Origin of the sequence: Rhodococcus sp. USK10 (assembly GCF_019378875.1) — a bacterium.
In the GTDB taxonomy this organism is placed as follows: Bacteria; Actinomycetota; Actinomycetes; order Mycobacteriales; family Mycobacteriaceae; genus Rhodococcus_F; species Rhodococcus_F pseudokoreensis.
The window spans coordinates 1005772-1025667 of record NZ_CP076048.1; the positions used below are offsets into that span (position 1 = coordinate 1005772).

General features: G+C 67.6%; 19 protein-coding genes and 1 tRNA gene. 10 read left to right on the forward strand and 10 right to left on the reverse strand.

The window, feature by feature from the left end; all coding sequences use genetic code 11:
• Positions 1-199 precede the first annotated feature (199 nt).
• Positions 200-1081, forward strand: a complete 882-nt coding sequence (locus I1A62_RS11510) for a class I SAM-dependent methyltransferase (protein WP_124394352.1) — start codon at positions 200-202, stop codon at positions 1079-1081.
• Positions 1082-1131: 50 nt separating this feature from the next.
• On the opposite strand, the gene I1A62_RS11515 is transcribed toward I1A62_RS11510, so the two are convergent.
• The 4 genes from I1A62_RS11515 to I1A62_RS11530 form a co-directional block, all read right to left on the reverse strand.
• The gene (locus I1A62_RS11515; protein WP_124394351.1) at positions 1132-1893 is read right to left on the reverse strand and encodes an amino acid ABC transporter ATP-binding protein; all 762 of its coding nucleotides are present in this window, start codon (positions 1891-1893) and stop codon (positions 1132-1134) included.
• Entirely contained in the window at positions 1890-2873 is a 984-nt protein-coding gene (locus I1A62_RS11520; RefSeq protein ID WP_124394382.1) for an amino acid ABC transporter permease, read from the reverse strand. The genes I1A62_RS11515 and I1A62_RS11520 overlap by 4 nt, the downstream gene beginning before the upstream one ends.
• Positions 2874-2893: 20 nt before the next feature.
• Positions 2894-3823 (reverse strand): ABC transporter substrate-binding protein, encoded by a 930-nt coding sequence (locus I1A62_RS11525; RefSeq protein ID WP_087556330.1) that lies wholly within the window; start codon positions 3821-3823, stop codon positions 2894-2896.
• A gap of 147 nt (positions 3824-3970) precedes the next feature.
• Positions 3971-5068, reverse strand: coding sequence for an isocitrate/isopropylmalate dehydrogenase family protein (locus tag I1A62_RS11530; RefSeq protein ID WP_219458741.1), 1098 nt, complete (start codon positions 5066-5068; stop codon positions 3971-3973).
• 19 nt (positions 5069-5087) lie between these two features.
• Between I1A62_RS11530 and I1A62_RS11535 the strand changes: the two genes are divergently transcribed.
• Positions 5088-5609, forward strand: coding sequence for a 2'-5' RNA ligase family protein (locus tag I1A62_RS11535; protein ID WP_124394349.1), 522 nt, complete (start codon positions 5088-5090; stop codon positions 5607-5609).
• On the opposite strand, the gene I1A62_RS11540 is transcribed toward I1A62_RS11535, so the two are convergent.
• Positions 5610-6515: a DMT family transporter gene (locus tag I1A62_RS11540; protein ID WP_124394348.1), complete on the reverse strand. Its 906-nt coding sequence runs from the start codon at positions 6513-6515 to the stop codon at positions 5610-5612.
• A gap of 194 nt (positions 6516-6709) precedes the next feature.
• On the opposite strand from I1A62_RS11540, the gene I1A62_RS11545 reads away from it, so the two are divergent.
• Entirely contained in the window at positions 6710-7708 is a 999-nt protein-coding gene (locus I1A62_RS11545) for a helix-turn-helix domain-containing protein (protein WP_219458742.1), read from the forward strand.
• Positions 7709-7778: 70 nt separating this feature from the next.
• Positions 7779-8147 carry a thioredoxin gene (gene trxA, locus I1A62_RS11550; RefSeq protein ID WP_005247443.1) on the forward strand — a complete coding sequence of 123 codons (369 nt, stop codon included), beginning with the start codon at positions 7779-7781 and terminating at the stop codon, positions 8145-8147.
• Between the two features lie 41 nt (positions 8148-8188).
• On the opposite strand, the gene polA is transcribed toward trxA, so the two are convergent.
• Positions 8189-10933 (reverse strand): DNA polymerase I, encoded by a 2745-nt coding sequence (gene polA, locus I1A62_RS11555; RefSeq protein ID WP_219458743.1) that lies wholly within the window; start codon positions 10931-10933, stop codon positions 8189-8191.
• Positions 10934-11158: 225 nt separating this feature from the next.
• On the opposite strand from polA, the gene I1A62_RS11560 reads away from it, so the two are divergent.
• From I1A62_RS11560 to I1A62_RS11575, 4 genes are read left to right on the forward strand one after another with little or no spacing between them, the layout of a single operon-like run.
• Positions 11159-12526: a branched-chain amino acid ABC transporter permease gene (locus tag I1A62_RS11560; RefSeq protein WP_124394345.1), complete on the forward strand. Its 1368-nt coding sequence runs from the start codon at positions 11159-11161 to the stop codon at positions 12524-12526.
• A 4-nt stretch (positions 12527-12530) separates the two neighbouring features.
• Positions 12531-13520, forward strand: coding sequence for a branched-chain amino acid ABC transporter permease (locus tag I1A62_RS11565; protein WP_124394344.1), 990 nt, complete (start codon positions 12531-12533; stop codon positions 13518-13520).
• Positions 13513-14532, forward strand: coding sequence for an ABC transporter ATP-binding protein (locus I1A62_RS11570; protein ID WP_124394343.1), 1020 nt, complete (start codon positions 13513-13515; stop codon positions 14530-14532). The genes I1A62_RS11565 and I1A62_RS11570 overlap by 8 nt, the downstream gene beginning before the upstream one ends.
• Entirely contained in the window at positions 14529-15323 is a 795-nt protein-coding gene (locus tag I1A62_RS11575; RefSeq protein WP_124394342.1) for an ABC transporter ATP-binding protein, read from the forward strand. The genes I1A62_RS11570 and I1A62_RS11575 overlap by 4 nt, the downstream gene beginning before the upstream one ends.
• Positions 15324-15392: 69 nt before the next feature.
• Here the strand turns inward: I1A62_RS11575 and I1A62_RS11580 are convergent, their stop codons facing one another.
• Both I1A62_RS11580 and I1A62_RS11585 read right to left on the reverse strand, forming a co-directional pair.
• Positions 15393-16715 carry an ABC transporter substrate-binding protein gene (locus I1A62_RS11580; RefSeq protein ID WP_124394341.1) on the reverse strand — a complete coding sequence of 441 codons (1323 nt, stop codon included), beginning with the start codon at positions 16713-16715 and terminating at the stop codon, positions 15393-15395.
• A gap of 166 nt (positions 16716-16881) precedes the next feature.
• Positions 16882-17442, reverse strand: a complete 561-nt coding sequence (locus I1A62_RS11585; protein ID WP_219458744.1) for a TetR family transcriptional regulator — start codon at positions 17440-17442, stop codon at positions 16882-16884.
• A 108-nt stretch (positions 17443-17550) separates the two neighbouring features.
• Here I1A62_RS11585 and I1A62_RS11590 point away from each other — a divergent pair, with 108 nt between their 5' ends.
• Complete coding sequence (locus I1A62_RS11590; RefSeq protein ID WP_219458745.1) at positions 17551-18399, forward strand: oxidoreductase; 849 nt, start codon at positions 17551-17553, stop codon at positions 18397-18399.
• Positions 18400-18444: 45 nt separating this feature from the next.
• On the opposite strand, the gene I1A62_RS11595 is transcribed toward I1A62_RS11590, so the two are convergent.
• Complete coding sequence (locus I1A62_RS11595) at positions 18445-19074, reverse strand: ANTAR domain-containing response regulator (RefSeq protein ID WP_206010895.1); 630 nt, start codon at positions 19072-19074, stop codon at positions 18445-18447.
• A gap of 100 nt (positions 19075-19174) precedes the next feature.
• On the opposite strand from I1A62_RS11595, the gene I1A62_RS11600 reads away from it, so the two are divergent.
• Positions 19175-19248, forward strand: a tRNA-Leu gene (locus tag I1A62_RS11600).
• Positions 19249-19330: 82 nt separating this feature from the next.
• Here the strand turns inward: I1A62_RS11600 and I1A62_RS11605 are convergent.
• Entirely contained in the window at positions 19331-19786 is a 456-nt protein-coding gene (locus I1A62_RS11605; protein WP_124394337.1) for a carboxymuconolactone decarboxylase family protein, read from the reverse strand.
• Positions 19787-19896: the final 110 nt, after the last annotated feature.

A 19896-nucleotide genomic window follows, 5' to 3' on the forward strand; every position in this document is an offset into this window, starting at 1 on the left:
CAAGCAACCCGACCCGACGAAACATTCCCGCCGAATCAGATCACCGCAAGCGCAAGGAACGACACCCGACTGGAACCGAACAAACTCGAACTGAACCGAATCCGATGCCGCACACATAGACACTCGCGTGGAATAGGCTACGCGCCCGTGGGCAAGCTGGGCAAACCCGGGTACGTTCCCACGCTCTACGCTGTTGCCCATGCCCGATCCTCGCCCGTCCGATTCTCCCCTGTCCGCGGAAGACGACCGCCACGGCACCGCCAACAGCGTCCTCGGAACGTCGGGGGTGAGCCGCGTCCGCGTCGACTCGGAGTCCAGCGAACGCGCGAGCCGGGCCTGGTGGGACGCCGACGCGGACGACTATCACCGCACGCACGGCGAGTTCCTGGGCGTCGACTCGTCCCGAGGCGAGTTCGTCTGGTGCCCGGAGGGGCTACACGAGGGCGACTACCACCTGCTGGGTGACGTGGCAGGCAAGGACGTCCTCGAGGTGGGCTGCGGTTCCGCACCCTGTGCGCGGTGGCTGGCCGGCCAAGGCGCCCGGGCCGTCGGGCTCGATCTTTCCATGTCGATGCTGACCCGCGGGGTCGAGGCCATGCGGGCGGGCGGCCCGGCCGTGCCGCTCGTTCACGCGGGAGCCGAGCACCTCCCTTTCGCCGACGCGAGCTTCGACATCGCCTGTTCGGCTTTTGGTGCAGTTCCGTTCGTGGCGGACTCACAGCAGGTGATGAGTGAGGTCGCCCGGGTCCTTCGCCCCGGCGGGCTGTGGGTGTTCGCCGTCAACCACCCGATTCGCTGGATCTTCCCGGACGATCCGGGCCCGCGCGGTCTCACCGCATCACTCCCCTACTTCGACCGCACGCCCTACGTCGAGGTCGACGGCGACGGCGTCCCCACCTATGTCGAGCACCACCGGACCATCGGCGACCGGGTCCGCGAGATCGTCGCGGCCGGGCTGGAGGTGCGGGACATCATCGAGCCGGAGTGGCCCGAGTGGCTCGACCGGGAATGGGGGCAGTGGAGCCCGCTGCGGGGGCAGATCTTCCCCGGCACCGCCATCTTCAGCTGCCGCAAGCCGTGAGTACTTATTAACCGCCGGCGGTTAACAAGTACTCACGGGGCCGGAGGCCACTAGAGCAATTTCGACAAGAACGCCTTGGTGCGGTCGTGCTGCGGATTGGCCAGCAGCCCGCGGGGATCGCCCGATTCGACGACGACGCCCGCGTCCATGAACACCAGCTGGTCCGCCACCTCGCGGGCGAAACCCATCTCGTGGGTGACGACGACCATCGTCATTCCGCCGGCCGCGAGATCCTTCATCACGGTGAGCACCTCCCCGACCAACTCTGGGTCGAGGGCGGACGTCGGCTCGTCGAACAGCATCAGCTTGGGGTCCATCGCCAGCGCGCGGGCGATGGCGACGCGCTGCTGCTGACCACCCGACAGTTGCGCGGGGTACGCGTCGGCCTTCTCGCTCAGCCCCACCTGGTCGAGGAGATCCCGCGCCCGTTCGAGCGCCTTCTTCTTGCTCAGTTTCTTCACCTGGATGGGCGCCTCGATGATGTTCTCGAGCGCGGTGCGGTGCGGGAAGAGGTTGAAGTGCTGGAAGACCATCCCGATGTCCCGGCGCTGCTTCGCCGCCGCCCGGGGGTGGAGTTCGTAGAGCTTGCCGTTTCGCTCGGAGTACCCGACGATCTCGCCGTCGACGTACAGCCGGCCCGCGTTGACCTGCTCGAGGTGATTGATGCACCGCAGGAACGTCGACTTGCCCGACCCGGACGGCCCGACCAGGCACAGGACCTGGCCGGCGCCGATCTCCAGCGACACACCCTTCAGCACCTTCAGCGCCCCGAAGTTCTTGCAGACCCGGTCCGCCTTGACCATCGGCGTCATTTTCGCTCCCCTCCGGGTGTGTCGGGCAGGGTCTCGGGACCGGGTTCGATGACCAGCGGCTTGCCCTGCGCGTCGGCGAGCGCCTGCAGTTGCCGCGCGGTGAGCTTGCGGGACGCCCCCTTCGAGTAGTACCGCTCCAGGTAGAACTGGCCGATCATGAGCAGGCTCGTGATGGCGAGGTACCAGGTGGCCGCCACCATCAGCAGCGGGATGGGCTGGAAGTTCGCGCCCGAGATGTCTCTGGCACGTCCGTACAACTCCAGGCTGTACGGCACCGCCGTGACCAGCGACGTCGTCTTCAGCATGCTGATCAGCTCGTTGCCGGTGGGCGGGATGATCACCCGCATGGCCTGCGGCAGAACCGTGCGGCGCATCGTCTGCGACCACGTCATGCCGAGCGCCACCGACGCCTCGGACTGCCCCTCGGCGACCGAGTTCACGCCGGCGCGGACGATCTCGGCCATGTACGCGGCCTCGTTGAGCCCCAGCCCGATCACCGCGAACAGGAACGCCGCGTTGATGCCCTGCAGGTCGATGTGCACGAACTGGTGGACGAACGGGATCCCCAGATCCAGCTGCTTGTAGATGGACGGGAACAGCCCCCAGAACACCAACTGCACGTAGACCGGGGTCCCGCGGAAGATCCACAGGTACCCCCACGACGCCGCCTTCAGAACCGGGTTCGGCGACAGCCGCATGACCGCGAGCACGACACCGAGCGCGATGGCGATGACCATCGACAGGATGGTCAGCTGGATGGTGTTCCACGCCGCGGCCGAGATCCGGGCGTCGAACAGATACTGCGCGTAGACGTCCCAGCGGTACGCCTCGTTGGTGCGCGCACCGTTGACGAACAGCGCCAGCAGCAGGCCGACGACGATCGCGGCGATCCACCGGCCGGGCCGCCGCAGCGGGATCGCCTTGATGGGTTCCGGTTCCTGCCCCGTCTCGGTGCCCGTCCGGTCCGGAGCCTTCTCCACGTCAGACACTCGTCAACCGCTCAGCTCGTGGCGCCGTTGATCTGCGACGTGGTGATGACGCCCGCCTCGACACCCCAGTTCTCCGCGATCGTCCGGTAGGTGCCGTCGTCGATGAGGTGCTGCAGCGCCTGCTGCAGGGTCTGTGCGAGCGGCGAGCCCTTCGCGACGGGCCAGCCGTACGGCGCGGCGTCGAAGACCTCGCCCGCGGCCTCGATCTTGCCGTCGCTCTGCTTGATCGCGTACGCGGTGACGGGCGAGTCGGCGGACATCGCGTCGACCTTGCCGAGGGCGACGGCATTGGCCGCGTCGTCCTGGCTGTCGAACTTCACGATGTCGATGGGCGGCTTACCGGCGGCGACGCACGCGGCGCTCTTGGCGGGCACCTCCTCGAGGTCCTCGATGGTGGTCGTCTGCACACCCACCCGGAGGCCGCACGCGTTGGTGGGGTCGACGGACTTCCCGGCGGGCTGCGCCCACTGCACCCCGGCGCTGAAGTAGGTGGTGAAGTCGACCGACTGCTCGCGTTCCTTGGTGTCGGTGAACGACGACATACCCATGTCGTAGCTGCCGGCCTGGATCGACGGGATGATCTTGTCGAAGTCCGCCTCGGTGTACTGCGGTGTCACGCCGAGCACCTTGCCCACGGCGTCCACGAGATCGACGTCGAAGCCGACGATCTTGCCGCTCGGATCCTTGAACTCGTTGGGCGAGTAAGGAATGTTGACGCCGACGATGATCTTGCCGGACGAGGCGATCTTCTCCGGCAGTGTCGCCGCGATGGCATCCACCTTGTCGACTTCCACGGCGACGGTGTCTTCTCCGGACGGCGAGCCGCCGCCCTCGGTGTTGCTGGCGCAGCCGGCGAGCAGCAGAGCACTGCCACCCGCCAGTGCACAGATGGTGCGGGCCACTCGGCCTCGCGCGAAGACGGATCGACCAGACACTGGCATGTCCTCCAAGAATCGTGGTGCACCGGGCGAGCTACGGCGACGGAGAACTCTCGAACTCCGACCAGTCGAACGGTAGGTCACGACACCCGCGACTGCGGACGTCGTTACCCGAACATTAACGGCCTGACCCGGCCCGTGGCGGCGGTTTCAGCGACGCAGTGTCCGGGCGAGGACCGTCTCGGTGAACTCGCTGGTCGACGCGAGTCCACCCAGGTCAGCCGTGGCGACCCCGGAAGCGATCGTGGCACGGACCGCGTCGCGGATACGGTGGGCCGCGCCGCCCAGATGCCGGTCGGCGCGCCGGTCCCCGAGCCACTCGAGCATCATCGCCGCCGACAGCATCAGGGCCGTCGGATTGGCCCGGTTGCGTCCCGCGATGTCGGGGGCGGCCCCGTGCGCCGCCTGCGCCATCACCTTGGTCTCGGAAGTGTTGATCGACGGCGCCGTGCCGAGCGAGCCGGACAGCTCGCCCGTCAGGTCCGACAGGATGTCGCCGAACATGTTCTCCGTCACCACGACGTCGAAGTCGCGCCCCCTGCGAACGAGGTGCGCGGTCATGGCGTCGACGTGCTCGTCGTCGATCCGCACGTCCGGGTAGTGGCGCTCCCCCACCTCCCGGCAGACGTCGCGGAACAGTCCGGTGGTCATCGACAGCACATTGGCCTTGTGCACGATCGTGACGTGGCGACTCCGCGTACGCGCCAGCTCGAATGCGGTGTGCGCGATGCGCTCACACGCCCGCCTCGTCACGACGCCGACGGCCAGCGCCACATCCGGAGTCGGCATGAACTCGCCGCTGCCGGCGAACATGTTCCGATCCGCATACAGGCCTTCGGTGTTCTCCCGGACGATCACGAGGTCCATGTCCGGCACCGTCGAGGCGACGCCCTCGAGCGAACGCGCGGGGCGGATGTTGGCGAACAGGTCGTAACGCTTGCGCACCACCCCGCCCGGGGTCAGCCTGCCGCGGAACGGCTCCGGGTAGGCGGCGCTGTCGTGCGGACCGAGGATCCAGGCGTCGAGTTCGTCCAGCGCGGAGAGTGTGGAGTCGGGGATCGGCGTCCCGTGCGACTCGATGGCACCGAGGCCGAGGGGCAGTTCCACCCAGTCGACGTCACCGCCTCCCGCCGCGGTCACCGCGGCCGATAGCACCCGCTGAGTCGCCGGAACGATCTCGTGGCCGATGCCGTCGCCGAGGAGCACCCCGATCCGGGTATCGGAAATGTTTGCCGTAGCACCGCTCATGAGGCCATCATTGCCTACCATGGTCCAGTCGGTGGAACTGCTGTTCGACGAAGCGACCGACGTTGCCGTGCGCGCCGAGTGGCAACGCCTGTGGGATGCGGGGATGCCCAGCCGCACCCGGGTTCGCGCCGAATCGAATCGGCCCCACATCACCCTGTTCGTGGCACGCCACATCCCACCCGAGATCGACGAACTGCTGGGCCGCCGGATCGCGACGCCCTCGTTCCACATCCGGCTGGGCGGGCTCGTGATGTTCGGCGGCAGGCACGTCACGCTGTCCCGGTTGGTTGTGCCGTCGAAGGCCCTGCTGTCTCTGCACCGCAGCGTGTTCGATCTCGCGGAGCACGCCACGGAGGTCACGCCGCACATCCGCCCCGGCGAGTGGACGCCGCACGTGACCCTTGCGCGGCGGCTCCCGGCGGATCAGATCGCGGAAGCCGCGCGGCTGCTCGACGGCGGCGACATCGTCGGCCGGGCGTCGGTGGTGCGCCGGTGGGACGGGGAGGCCAAACGCGAGTGGGTGGTCACGGCACCCCCGTGATCACGGTGTGTGCGCGGCGATCGTCGCGGCGGCCCTGCGCGAAGACCGTTGGGTGACGACGATTCCCGCGATCACCGCCAGCGCCCCGACCGGCTGGTTCCAGGAGATGTGCTCGTCGAGTGCGACCGCGCCGAGCACCACGCCGACCACCGGCGTCAGGTAGGTGACGGTGGACGCCGCGGTGGGTCCCCAGCCACGCACGACGTTCGTGTTCCACACGAATGCCAGTCCCGTGCCGAACGCCCCGAGGCCGATCATCGACGCGACGATCGCGGGGGTCAGGTGCATCGGCGTGCTCGCGACCCACGGGGTCGCGAGCACCATGACGGCTGCGGCGATCGACACCTGCATGAACGCGATCGTCGGGGTGCCCACGCCGCGCGGGAGGATGAACCGCCTCAGGTAGACCAGCGCGACGCCGTACGACGCGGTGGCGCCGAGGCACGCGAGCTGGGCGGGGACACTGCCGAGAATCCCCGACTGCCACGGCGCCAGCACCACGACGACACCCGTGAATCCGAGCAGGAGGCCGAACAGCTTTGCGTCCGTGAGCTTCTCCCCCGGCAGAAACGCCAGGGCCACCGACATCGTCATCAGCGGTGTGGTCGCGTTGTAGATGCTGGCAAGGCCCGAACTGATGCTCTGCTCGGCCCAGCTGAACAGCAGCCACGGCAGCAGGCACTGCGCGAAAGCCAGCACCGACAGGTGCGCCCAGGTCGCCGCTTCGCGCGGCAACCGCGTCCGGGTGATTCCGAGGACGGCACCGAGGGTCACCGCCCCGAACACGAGTCGCCACAGCACGACCTGGGTGAAGGACAGGCCTTCGAGGCCGACCTTGATAAAGAGGAAACTCGCGCCCCAGGCGAGCGCCGTGCTCGCGTACTGGACCGCCGGATTCCCTCTCAAAACCGGAAGTCTCCGTGCTGGATGACTTCGTTGTGCGTGTCGGGCGTGCGGCCGGCGAGCGCCAGCGCAGCGAGCGCCAGGAACACGAGGAGTACCACGACCAGGATTGTCATGCCTTCAGCCTGGTTCCCTCGACCGCCGAGCAAAAGTGGCAGAAACGACATAGTTGATCGTTTTCCTGCCATACTGGGTTCGTGCTGAAAAAGGTCGTCGTGCCATTGATGCCGCTCACCGAGGCGTTCGAACTCGGCGTCGCCTGCGAGGTGTTCGGTTTCGACCGTTCCGACGACGGCCTGCCCACCTACGACTTCTCCCTCGTCGCCGGCTCACCGGAACCCATCCGCACCCGATTCGGATACGGCATCGACGTCCCGTACGACCTCGACCGGCTCGACGACGCCGACCTCATCGTCGTTCCCGCGGGCGGCACCTACGCCGAGGGGGACGGCTCCTACCTGTGCGCGAAGGAGCCCGCCTCGCACATGGATCCGCTCCTCGGCAAACTCCGGGCGGCGGTGGACCGCGGCGCCAAGGTCGCCAGCCTCTGCAGCGGCGCGTTCGTGCTCGGCGCCGCCGGACTGCTGGACGGACGCAAGTGCACCACCCACTGGCGGCACGCCCGGCGGCTCGCCGAACTCCACCCGGCGGCCACCGTCGACCCCAACGTCCTCTACGTCGACGACGATCCCGTCCTGACCAGCGCGGGCACCGCCGCCGGCATCGACCTGTGCCTGCACATCGTGCGCAAGGAACAGGGCAGCAAGGTGGCCAACGTGATCGCCCGGCGCATGGTCGTCCCGCCGCACCGCGACGGCGGCCAGGCGCAGTACGTGGCGATGCCGCTGCCGTCGACGACGATCGACACGCTCGGGCCGCTGCTCGACTGGATGACCGAGCACCTCGCCCTGGACCTCACGGTGACCGCGGTGGCCGCCAAGGCCAACATGTCGCCGCGGACGTTCGCGCGACGCTTCCAGGCCGAGACCGGGACCACGCCGGCACGCTGGCTCAGCGACCAGCGGGTGCTGGCCGCACAGCACCTGCTCGAGAACTCGGACCTCTCGGTCGACGTGATCGCCGAACGCGTCGGCTTCGGCGGTGGCGCGGTGCTACGGCAGCATTTCCTGCGGCTACGCCACACCACCCCGCAGGCGTACCGCCGCACGTTCCGGGACACTGAGCGCACCGGCTGAGGAACCGGCAGGGAAGAATCGACGGCGACGCGGCGTTGCACAGGCAGACCCACCGATCGAAAGGACCCTCGTGGCCACCAAGACTCTGACTCAGCAGAACTTCGACGAGACCGTGACCGGCAACGACGTCGTTCTGGTCGACTTCTGGGCATCGTGGTGCGGACCGTGCCGCTCCTTCGCCCCCACGTTCGAGGCCTCGTCGGAGCAGCACCCGGACGTCGTGCACGCCAAGGTCGACACCGAGGCGGAGCAGGGCATCGCCGCCGCCGCGAACATCCGCTCGATCCCGACCATCATGGCGTTCCGCGAGGGTGTCCTGGTGTTCAGCCAGCCGGGTGCGCTGCCGCCTGCAGCGCTCGAGGATCTGGTCACGCAGGTCAAAGCCCTCGACATGGACGAGGTGCGCAAGCAGATCGCCGAGCAGGCCCCCGCCGAATAGGGCGAGGGCCCCGGCCGAACAGTGTGACGGGCCGCCGCCGCCTAGTGTGCGGCGGCGTCCCAACTGCGGCCCGTGCCGACGGACACGTCGAGCGGCACCGACAGTTCGATGGCGGAGGCCATCTTGTCGCGGACCAGTTGTTCCACCCGGTCCCGTTCCGCTTCGACGACCTCGAGTACCAGTTCGTCGTGCACCTGCAACAGCATGCGCGACTTCAATCCCGCCTCACGCAGTGAGCGCTGCACGTCGATCATCGCGACCTTGATGATGTCGGCGGCCGTGCCCTGGATGGGGGCGTTGAGCGCGGCGCGCTCGGCAACCTCCCGACGCTGCCGGTTGTCGCTGGTGAGGTCGGGCAGGTAGCGGCGGCGCCCGTACAGCGTCGACGTGTAGCCGTCCTTGCGGGCCTGTTCCACGACCTCGTGCAGGTAGTCCCGCACTCCGCCGAACCGGGCGAAGTACGCCTCCATCTGCGATTTGGCCTCTTCGGTCGAGATCTTGAGCTGCGCCGCCAGACCGAACGCGCTGAGCCCGTATGCCAGCCCGTACGACATCGCCTTCACGCGGCGGCGCAGCTCGGGGGTGACCTCTTCGATCGGCACGCCGAACGCCCGGGCACCGACGAAGCTGTGCAGATCCTCGCCGGTGTTGAACGCCTCGATCAGGCCCTCGTCGCCGGACACGTGCGCCATGATCCGCATCTCGATCTGGCTGTAGTCGGCGGTGAGCAGCGAGTCGAAGCCCTCCCCGACGACGAACCCGTCGCGGATCTGACGGCCCGCGTCCGTGCGCACCGGGATGTTCTGCAGATTGGGCTCGGTGGACGACAGCCGGCCGGTGGCGGCGACCGTCTGGTTGAACGTCGTGTGGATCCGCCCGTCGTCGGCGACCGTCTTCAGCAGACCGTCGACGGTCACCTTCAGGCGCGTCGCGTCGCGGTGCGCCAGGAGGTGCTCGAGGAACGGGTGCGACGTCTTCTCGAACAGGTTCTGCAGCGCCTCGGCGTCCGTGGTGTAGCCGGTCTTCGTCTTCTTCGTCTTGGGCATCTCCAGCTCGTCGAACAGCACGACCTGCAGCTGTTTGGGTGACCCGAGGTTGATCTGCTTGCCGATGACCCCGTAGGCCGCCTCCGCCGCCGCGGACACCTCCGCCGCGAACCGGCTCTGCAGGTCGTGCAGGTGGTCGCCGTCGACGGCGATACCGGACGCCTCGATGTCGGCCAGCACCGCCAGCAGCGGCAACTCCATCTCGGACAGCAGGGCCGTCGACTCGATGTTCTCGAGTTCCGTGTCGAGCGCGGCCGCGAGGTCGAGGACGGCGCGGGCACTGAGGATCTCGGTCTCGGCGGCTTCGGCGTCGAGCTGATCGGCGTCGTCGAGCAGCGACAGCTGCTCCTGCCCCGTCTCCTCCACCCGCAGTTCCCTGTGCAGGTAGCGCAGCGACAGATCGTCGAGGTTGAACGTCCGCTGCCCGGGTCGCACCAGGTACGCCGCCAGCGCGGTGTCGCTGGTGAGACCGCCGAGCACCCAGCCGCGTCCGCGCAGCGCATGCATCGCCCACTTGGCCTCGTGCAGGGCCTTCGGCTGATCCGCGTCCGCTAGCCAGTCGCCGAGCGCCTTCTCGTCTTCCGGGGTGGCGGACGCGGTGGCGATGTACGCGCCCTCGCCGTCGGCGGCCGCGACGGCGATCGCCGTCACATCGCCGCCGTACGGGGTGCGGGTGCCGACCACCGACACACCGGACCGCTCGCCCGTCGACGCGTGCGCCGACAGCCAGTCCGCGACCGCACCGGGGTCGAGCGCACTGCCGCGCACCTCGAAGCCCTCCTCCGCCTCCGCTTCGACCGGTGCCAGCGTCGCGAACAGCCGGTCGCGCAGCACCTTGAACTCGAGGTCGTCGAACAGCGCGTGGATCTTCTCCCGATCCCACTGCGCAAGCATCAGCTGGTCCGGGGTGTACGGCAGCGGGACGTCCCGCACCATCTCGGTGAGCTCCCGGTTGAGCAGCACGTTCGGCAGGTTCTCCCGCAACGCGTCACCGACCTTGCCGCGCACCTTGTCGACGTTGTCGACCAGGCCGACGAGATCGCCGTACTCCTTGATCCACTTGGTGGCGGTCTTCTCCCCCACACCCGGAATGCCCGGCAGGTTGTCGCTCGGGTCGCCGCGCAGGGCCGCGAAGTCGGGGTACTGCGCAGGTGTGAGCCCGTACTTCTCCTCGACCGCCGCCGGCGTGAACCGGGTGAGGTCCGAGACGCCCTTCTTCGGGTAGAGCACCGTCACCCCGTCGGTGACCAGCTGGAGCGAGTCCCGGTCGCCGGTCACCACGAGGACGCGGTACCCGAGCGCCTCCGCCTGGGTAGTGAGCGTGGCGATGATGTCGTCGGCCTCGAAGCCCTCCTCCGCCATCACCGGGATGCCGAGGGCCCCGAGGACGTCCTTGGTGATCTCGACCTGCCCCTTGAACTCGTCCGGGGCCTTGCTGCGATTGGCCTTGTACTCGGGGAACTTCTCCGCCCGGAACGTCTGCCGGGACACGTCGAACGCCGCCGCCACATGGGTGGGCTGTTCGTCGCGCAGCAGGTTGATCAACATCGACGTGAACCCGTAGACGGCGTTGGTGACCTGACCACTGTGTGTCTTGAAGTTCTCGGCGGGCAGGGCGTAGAACGCACGGAAGGCCAGCGAATGGCCGTCGAGCAGCATCAGGGTGGGGCGATCGTCGGACGGCGCGACTGCGCCGGACGCGGGGGACGTGGTGGACCGGGGGGTGGTTGCAGGGCTCACGGTTGCCCAGTCTAGGGAGCGGATACGACACCGATCAGCCGGATGGTTCGATACCCAACCGAAACGTGCCGGAAATCCGAGAACCCCATTTCGCGCGACTGGAGCCGTTAGAGTCCGGAAATTGCGGCACGGGCGGTAGCCCTGCCCGTCGCCGCACGTTCCTGACCGACTACACGTCCCCGGAGGACCTGCGTGGCCCCAACCGTGAGGAAGCGACTCCCAGCAGTGAGGACGCGACCGACATCCGCGAGGAAACACACGAGACGAGGTCCGGTCACCCGGCAACTCGGCCGTGCGTTCGTCCTCGTCCTACTCGGCCTCGTCGCGGCGATCGCCTTCGGCGGTCCCGCGGCGGCGCAGGAACCCACGCCGCCCCCACCGACCACGAGCAGTGCGCAACCGGCGCCGCCGGCGAACGCGGTGCGGGTCAGCGGCAATCTCAACAACGCAGGCGAACGGCTCGCGGACGTCGACGTGCGCGCCCTCGACGCCTCGGGCACCGAGGTGGCGAAGGCGACGTCGGAGTCGAACGGCCGCTGGGAACTCCAGCTCGCGCCCGGCACGTACACGTTCGAGATCGTCGCGGACTCCCTTCCCGACGACGTCAGCGTGCAGGGCACGGTGGAGCGTGAAGTGGTGGCCGGTCGCACCAACACGGTGATCTTCTCGTTCGGCGAGGCCCGAACCGGTTCCGCGGTCCCGTTCTACGAGAAAGTGATTCGCCAGACCATCGACGGACTCCGGTTCGGTCTCGTCATCGCCATCGCCGGTGTCGGGCTGAGCCTGATCTACGGCACCACCGGCCTGACGAACTTCGCGCACGGCGAACTCGTCACCCTCGGCGCGGTCGCGGCGTGGGTGATCAACGTGACGTTCGGTGTGCAGCTGATCCCGGCCACCATCCTCGCGGTCTTCGTGGGGATCCTGATCGGCCTGCTGAACAACGCCGCGATCTGGAAACCGCTGCGAAAACGCAAGACCGGTCTGATCGCCCAGCTGGTGGTGTCGATCGGACTCGCGATCTCCCTGCGCTACCTGATCCTGATCTTCTTTTCCGATCGCGCGGAGCCGTTCGTCGACTACCAGGCGCAAGTGGAACGGCACTGGGGGCCGATCGCGATCACCGACGCCAACCTCGTGTGCATCGCGATCAGTCTCGTCGTCCTCGTCGGAGTTGCCCTGTTGCTGCAGAAGACGCGCATCGGCAAGGCCATGCGCGCCGTCTCCGACAACCGCGACCTGGCCGCGTCCTCCGGCATCGACGTCGAACGGGTGATCCGCTTCGTGTGGGGGCTCGGCGGCGGCCTCGCCGCGCTCGGCGGCGTCCTGTTCGGCATCTCCGAACTCGGCGGCCGCGTGCAGTGGGAGATGGGTTTCAAACTCCTGCTGCTGATGTTCGCCGGCATCACGCTGGGCGGACTCGGCACCGCCTACGGCGCGCTGCTCGGCTGCGTGATCGTCGGTCTGCTCGTCCAGCTGTCGACGCTGGTGATCAACCCCGACCTCAAGTACATCGGAGGACTGCTCATCTTGATCGTCATCCTGGTCGTCCGGCCTCAGGGCATTCTCGGCAGCCGGCAAAGGATCGGGTGAGGGCATGGACATCACAGGAGCACTCCAGGTCTCGCTCGCCCAGCTGATCGGCCCGTCCGCGATCTTCTACGCGCTGCTGGCGATCGGCCTCAACCTGCACTTCGGTTACGCCGGGCTGCTGAACTTCGGTCAGATCGGTTTCGCACTCCTCGGCGGCTACGGCGTCGGGATCATGACCGTCACCTACCAGCAGCCGCTGTGGGTCGGCATCCTCGTCGGTCTCGCCGCCGCCGGGTTGCTGGCCGTCGTCCTCGGTATCCCGACGCTGCGGTTGCGGGCCGACTACCTCGCCATCGTCACGATCGCCGCGTCCGAGATCCTGCGGCTGATATTCCGCTCCACCGCGTCGGATTCGATCACCGGATCCACCAACGGCCTGTTCGGCTTCGCCGATCCGTTCACCACGCTCAGCCCGTTCGACTCCGGCAAGCAGTACAACTTCCTCGGCGTGAAGTTCTACGGCGACGACCTGTGGTCGATGGTCGTCGGCTGGACTCTCGTCCTGGTGCTGTGCGGATTCGTGTACCTCCTCACGCACAGCCCGTGGGGCCGCGTCCTCAAGGCCGTCCGCGAGGACGAGGACGCCGCGCGCGCCCTCGGCAAGAACGTCTTCGTCTACAAGATGCAGGCGCTGGTCCTCGGCGGCATGATCGGCGGGCTCGGCGGTGTGTTCAACGCACTGCAGACCAAGTCGATCAACCCCGACTTCTACTCCACCGCCCAGACGTTCTTCGCGTTCGGCGCCCTCATCCTCGGCGGCGCGGCCACCGTCTTCGGACCGGTGGTCGGAGCGATGCTGTTCTGGTTCCTGCTGGCCATCCCGGACGCACTGCTGCGTCAGGCCATCTCCGGCCCGGAGCCGCTGCTGCCGCTGACGGAACAGCAGGTCGGGGCCATGCGGTTCGTCCTGCTCGGCATCATGATCGCGGTGCTGATGGTCTTCCGGCCGCAGGGCATACTGGGCAACAAGCGGGAGGTGCAGCTCAATGCCTGACCACAGACTGCCGGATCATCTGCAGACCGATACCGTGCTCACCGCCGAGGAACGGGCCTCGATCTTCACCGACGTCCCGCACTCCCCCGGCGCACCCAAACCCGACCCGATCCTCCTCGTCGACAACGTGTCCCGGACATTCGGCGGGCTCAAGGCCGTCGACGTGGCGCATCTGGAGATCCAGCGCGGCTGCATCACCGGACTGATCGGTCCGAACGGGGCGGGCAAGACCACCTTGTTCAACCTGCTCACCGGTTTCGACCGGCCGGACAGCGGCACGTGGTCGATGGACGGTCAGTCCCTCGGCCGGATGTATCCGCACCAGGTGGCCCGCCGCGGCGTCGTCCGCACGTTCCAGCTGACGAAGGCGTTGTCGAAGCTGACGGTGCTCGACAACGTGCGACTCGGCGCCACCGGGCAACGCGGCGAGCGGATCTTCAACACGCTGCTGCCGTGGACGTGGAAGGCGCAGGAACGCGCCGTCACCGAACGGGCCAACGAACTGCTCGCGCGGTTCAAACTCGACACCAAGTCCGACGATCTCGCCGGTTCGCTGTCCGGCGGTCAGCGCAAGCTGCTCGAGATGGCGCGGGCGCTGATGACCGAGCCGACCGTGGTGATGCTCGACGAGCCGATGGCCGGCGTGAACCCGGCGCTCACCCAGAGTCTGCTGGGCCACATCAAATCGCTTCGGGACGAGGGGATGACCGTCGTGTTCGTCGAACACGACATGGACGTCATCCGCGACATCAGCGACTGGGTGGTGGTAATGGCGCAGGGCAGTGTGATCGCCGAATCCACCCCGGAACACCTCTCGTCCAACACCGCGGTGGTCGACGCGTACCTCGGCAGCCACCACGATCAGGCACTCGAATTCGACGACGAAGGGAATCCGGTGGGCGCGACGGCCGCTCTGGCCGAGGCACTCGAGAGCGCCGAGGCCGAAACCCTCGAGACCGGCGGCGACCTCTCCGAACCCGACATCACCGACCTGAGGCGTGAGAACCCATGACCGAACCGACCCCAGCAGAATTCGCGGCCACACCCGAGGAGCACGCCCGGCTCGCCGAGGGTGCCCTCGTCCGCGCGGACGGTGTGGTGGCCGGCTACATCCCCGGCGTCAACATCCTCCGCGAATGCAATTTCTTCCTGCGCGAGGGTGAGATCGTCGGCATCATCGGCCCCAACGGCGCCGGAAAGTCCACGCTCCTGAAGTCGTTGTTCGGGTTGATCCCGGTGCGTGAGGGCTCGGTGACCCTGCGCGGTGAGGACATCACGTCCAAACCCGCCCACGTCCTCGTGCAGAAGGGCGTCGGCTACGTCCCGCAGACGCAGAACGTCTTTCCCTCGCTCACCATCGAGGAAAACCTAGAGATGGGGATGTATCTGCGCCCCAAACTCTTCGCGGAGAGGTTCGCGGTCGTCGGCGACCTGTTCCCGCTGCTCGTCGAGCGGAAGAAGGTGAAGGCGGGCGCCCTGTCCGGCGGTGAGCGGCAGATGGTCGCCATGGGCCGGGCGCTGATGATGGATCCGTCTGTGCTGCTGCTCGACGAGCCGTCCGCCGGCCTCTCCCCGATGTTCCAGGACGAGGTGTTCATCCGCTGCAAGAGGATCAACGCGGCAGGTGTCTCGGTGATCATGGTGGAACAGAACGCCCGGCGGTGCCTGCAGATCTGCGACCGCGGCTACGTCCTCGACCAGGGGCGCAACGCCTACACCGACTCGGGACCCAACCTGATGCACGACCCGAAGGTGATCGAGTTGTACCTCGGCACGCTCGCGGGCAGCCAGGAGAAGAAGTAGTCCGAGCGGTTCCGGACACGACTGTGGGCCAGGTTTCCCTGGCCCACAGTCCGTTTCAGAGCAGTGCGATCACCCGCCGACGACGATGTACCCGTCCGTCGTCAGCTTGTTGTCGGCACCGAACTTCAGCTTGCCGTACGAACCGATGGACGGCTCGCCTGCGGCGGCGAAATCGAGCTTGCCGGTGATGCCGTTGTAATCGATGTCCGTTCCGGCCTGCACGAGCGGCAGGCATTCCTGGTACGACGTGCACGGCGTGCCGCCCTCGGTGACGTTGTTGATGTTCGCGGCGATGTCGCGGCCCGCCGTCGACTTCCCCGCTTCCGCCGCGAGCGCGGAAATGACGACAGCGTCATAGGACTCACCGGCGTAGTTGAAGTCGATCAACCCCGGGTTGATGGCCTTGAGGCGATCCTGGAAGGCCGGGCCGACGTCGGTGAGCGGTGTGGTGCCCTGCATCCCGTCGAGCAGCGGCGCCGCCACCGACTCGCCGAGTGCGTTACCCATGTTGCCGTCCACGCCGTAGACCTTCATGCCGTCGGACGGGCCGATGCCGACCTCGTGCATACGGGTGATGATCTTGGCCGACTCCTCGAATCCGACCACCGCGACGGCGTCCGGGGCGAAGTCCTTGACCTGGTCGACCTCGGAGTTGAACGACTGCGCGTTGGGGTCGTAGATGATCTTCTGGATCTGGTCCTCGGGGATGCCCGCGTCGACGAGGTTCTTCTGGATGTTATCGGCGAGCCCGGTGCCGTACGGGTCGTTCAGGGCCAGGATGGACACGCGCTGACCGCCGTCGTCCGAGATGAGTTGCGACACAGCCTGAGCCTGCAGCACGTCGGTGGGGGCGGTGCGGAAGTACTGCCCCTTGTCCGGGTAGCAGACGAACTGGTCGGACGTGTTGGCCGGCGAGAACATCACGACGCCGGCGCTGGACACCTTGTCGATGACCTTCAGCGACACCGACGACGACGCCGCACCGATGATCACCTGGGTGCCCGCGGCCAGTTCCCGGTCCACGGTGGTGTTCGCGGTGTCGGTGGTGGTGTCGCCCGAGTCGCCGGGAATCAGCTGGACGGGCTGGCCGAGAACCCCGCCAGCCGCGTTGACGTCGTTGACGCCGAGCTGGGTACCCGCCACCATCGGCGGTCCGAGGAAGGAGAGGCTCCCCGTGTCGGGGAGCAGGGTGCCGATCTTCAGCGGCGCCGTGGACGGGGCACCGGCTGCCGCCGCTTTTTCGGGGGTGCAGTCGGTGGAAACAGTGGTGGCCGAGGCAGAGCTGCCACTCCCGCTCGCGGAGTCGTCGCCACTGTCCGAACTACAACCTGCCAGTGCGAGAGATGCCGCGCCGAGAACCGCGGCCGCCCGCACGAGGGTCCGTTTAGCCATCCAAACTCTCCTTAGATCACCTGTGTACGGGCGCCACCCGAGTTGGCGTCCGCTGTGGGATCAGACGCTAGCGGTCCGGCGGCTTTCGCGATCGGTCCGGAAAGGCTCGTGACCTTACTGTGATCTGAATACGACGAGTGTTTACGCGGCCGTAGCGTGGCGGGCGTCAGGCGCCGACGAGAAGGCGCACGGACTCGACCACCACCTGACGCCTGCGGGCCCGGTCCCCGGGCGCCGACGCGCCGAGTTCCGGGGTCTGCGTGTGCCAGGACATCGCGACGGACCGGATGACGGCGAGCAACTCCACCGGCGCGAATCGGGTTGGCAGCACACCACTTTTCTGCGCCCGCTCGATGTCGGCGAGCTTCGACCGGTTGGATGCGACCACCACCTGGAGCGGTTCACCGTCGGGCCGCTCCAGTTGGTACCAGGTGGCGAGCCGCAGCGTCGCCGGGTTGTCCTCGTACAGGTCGAACGAGCGTCCCGCGTAGCCGGGGAGGTCGGTGGCGTCGAAGCGCACCTGCTCGGTGAACGCCACCACGTGGGCGGCGAAGACGGCGTCGAACAGTTGCCCCTTGTCACCGAAGTACGCGTAGATCATCGACTTGTTCGCCTTCGCGGCGCGGGCGATGCGGTCGACCCGCGCCCCGGCGATACCGAATTCGGCGAACTCGGCCGCCGCCGCGTCGAGTAGTCGTTTCTTCGTTGCCTCTGCATCACGGACCATGCGCCCAGACTATCAACTAACCAGTTGGTTGACAGCTTCGCCGCGCGGGTGTTTCATGGATCCCGTAAGTATCCAACCAGTCAGTTGCAAGCAGAAACGGGAACTCTCATGGCCAAGACCTGGCTCATCACCGGTAGTTCACGCGGTTTCGGCCGGGAACTCGCGACCGCGGTCCTGCGCGGTGGCGACAACGTCGTCGCCACCGCCCGCAAGCCCGAACAGCTGGCCGACCTACTCGACGCGTACGGCGACCGGGTTCGGACGGTCGCCCTCGACGTAACCGACGCCGCGGCCGCCCGCACGGCCGTCGCGACCGCGGTCGCCGAATTCGGCCGCCTCGACGTCGTGGTGAACAACGCCGGCTACGCCAACAGCGTCCCGATCGAAGAGATGACCGACGACGACTTCCGGCAGCAGGTCGACGCCAACTTCTTCGGCGTCGTCAACGTCACCCGGGCCGCACTGCCGATCCTGCGCGAGCAGCGCAGCGGCTGCTTCGTGCAGTTCTCCTCCGTCGGGGGCCGCGTCGGCGGCACACCCGGGCTGAGCGCGTACCAGGCCGCGAAGTTCGCCGTCGAGGGGTTCTCCGAAGTGCTGGCGGCCGAGGTGAGTCCGTTCGGGGTGAAGGTGCTCATCGTGGAACCCGGGGCGTTTCGCACCGACTGGCAGGGCTCGTCGATGCGGCGCAGTTCCGTCGGACCCGACTACGAGGCGACGGTCGGCGCGATGAACCGCTACCGGGAGGACTCCGACGGCACCCAGCCGGGAGATCCGGCGCGGGCCGCTCGGATCATCATGGATGTGGTTGCCGCCGAGGACGCCCCCCTGCGCCTGCTGCTCGGGGCCGGCGCCGTCGAGATGGCCGAGAAGTCGTCCCGCGAACGCGCCGCCGAGGCCCTCGCGTGGGCCGACGTCAGCCGCTCCGCGGACTTCCCCGCCGGCGGCTGCCTTCCTTAAGGTGAAAGACGCGAAAACGTGCCGGCTGCCGCCGATCTCGCGGGGTCAGATCGTGGGGGCTTCGCCGCCGAGGGTCTCGAGCACCACCTGCGCGACCGCCTTCATCGTCGATCGGCGGTCCATCGCGGCCCGCTGGATCCACTTGAACGCTTCGGGCTCGGTCAAGGACTGCTTGTCCATCAGCACGCCCTTGGCTCGCTCGACGATCTTGCGGGTCTCCAGCCGCTCGGACAGATCGGAGATCTCCCGCTCGAGCGCGGTCACCTCCTTGAACCGGCTGGCTGCCAACTCGACCGCGGGCACCAGGTCTGCCGAGGAGAACGGCTTGACGAGATAGGCCATCGCCCCGGCGTCGCGGGCCCGCTCCACCAGCTCGCGCTGACTGAACGCTGTGAGAATGACCACGGGCGCAATACGTTTCGCCGCGATCTCCGAGGCCGCATCGATCCCGTCGCGGCGGGGCATCTTCACGTCCATGATCACGAGGTCGGGTTTCAGCTCCACCGCCAGGTCGACGGCGGCCTGCCCGTCCCCCGCCTCACCGACCACGTCGTAGCCCTCTTCCCGCAGCATCTCGACCAGATCGAGCCTGATCAGCGCCTCGTCCTCGGCCACCACGACCCGTCGCGGCTGCGACGGCACACCTTGCTGCTGGGGAGCATTCATGGCCACCATTCTCCTCTGCTCGGACGACCCCGGCGCGGGGAGCGAACGTTAGAAGGGTACCGGTGGTTGACTCCCGACGGCGATCTTCTACAGTGGTACAGCGCAACACGCCCTCGTATCCCAATTGGCAGAGGAAACGGATTCAAAACCCGTCCAGTGTGAGTTCGAGTCTCACCGAGGGCACCGCCGGGATCATCCCGCGATCGCAGGTCAGATGCATTCTCTGACCTGCGATTCGCATTTCACCCCCGTTACGGCATGTGCCTCACCACTGCCCGCCCGCGACCTGCCGGGTGGCGGCGTTGATGCGGTTCCACAGGTTCACGCCCGCGATCGACAGCACCAGCGACGCGAGTTGCTCCTCGTCGTAGTGCCGGGCGGCCTCGTGCCACACCTCGTCCGGCACCGGGTCCGGTCGATCGCTCAGCCGGGTCATCGACTCGGCCAGCGCGAGCGCCGCACGTTCGGCGTCGCTGAAGTACGGGGCCTCCCGCCACGCCGCCACCGCGAAGATCCGCTGATTGGTTTCGCCTTCCTTCTCCAGTTCACGCGCGTGCATGTCCACGCACACGCTGCAGCCGTTGATCTGGCTCGACCGCAGGTGCACGAGGGCGTGGGTCACCGGCGGCACGTTCGCCTTCGCCGTGGCCTTCCCCAGCGCCAGCAGAGACTTCATGGCGTCGGGAACGATCATCGCGGGGTTGGTCATCCGGGCTTTCATGATTGCCTGCCTCCAAGGTTGTTCGGATGGTGGGGTATTCGGGTGATGTGATGTCACACCGGGCTGGTTTTGTTTCTCCTGTTTTTCCTTCTCACTGACATGACGAACCG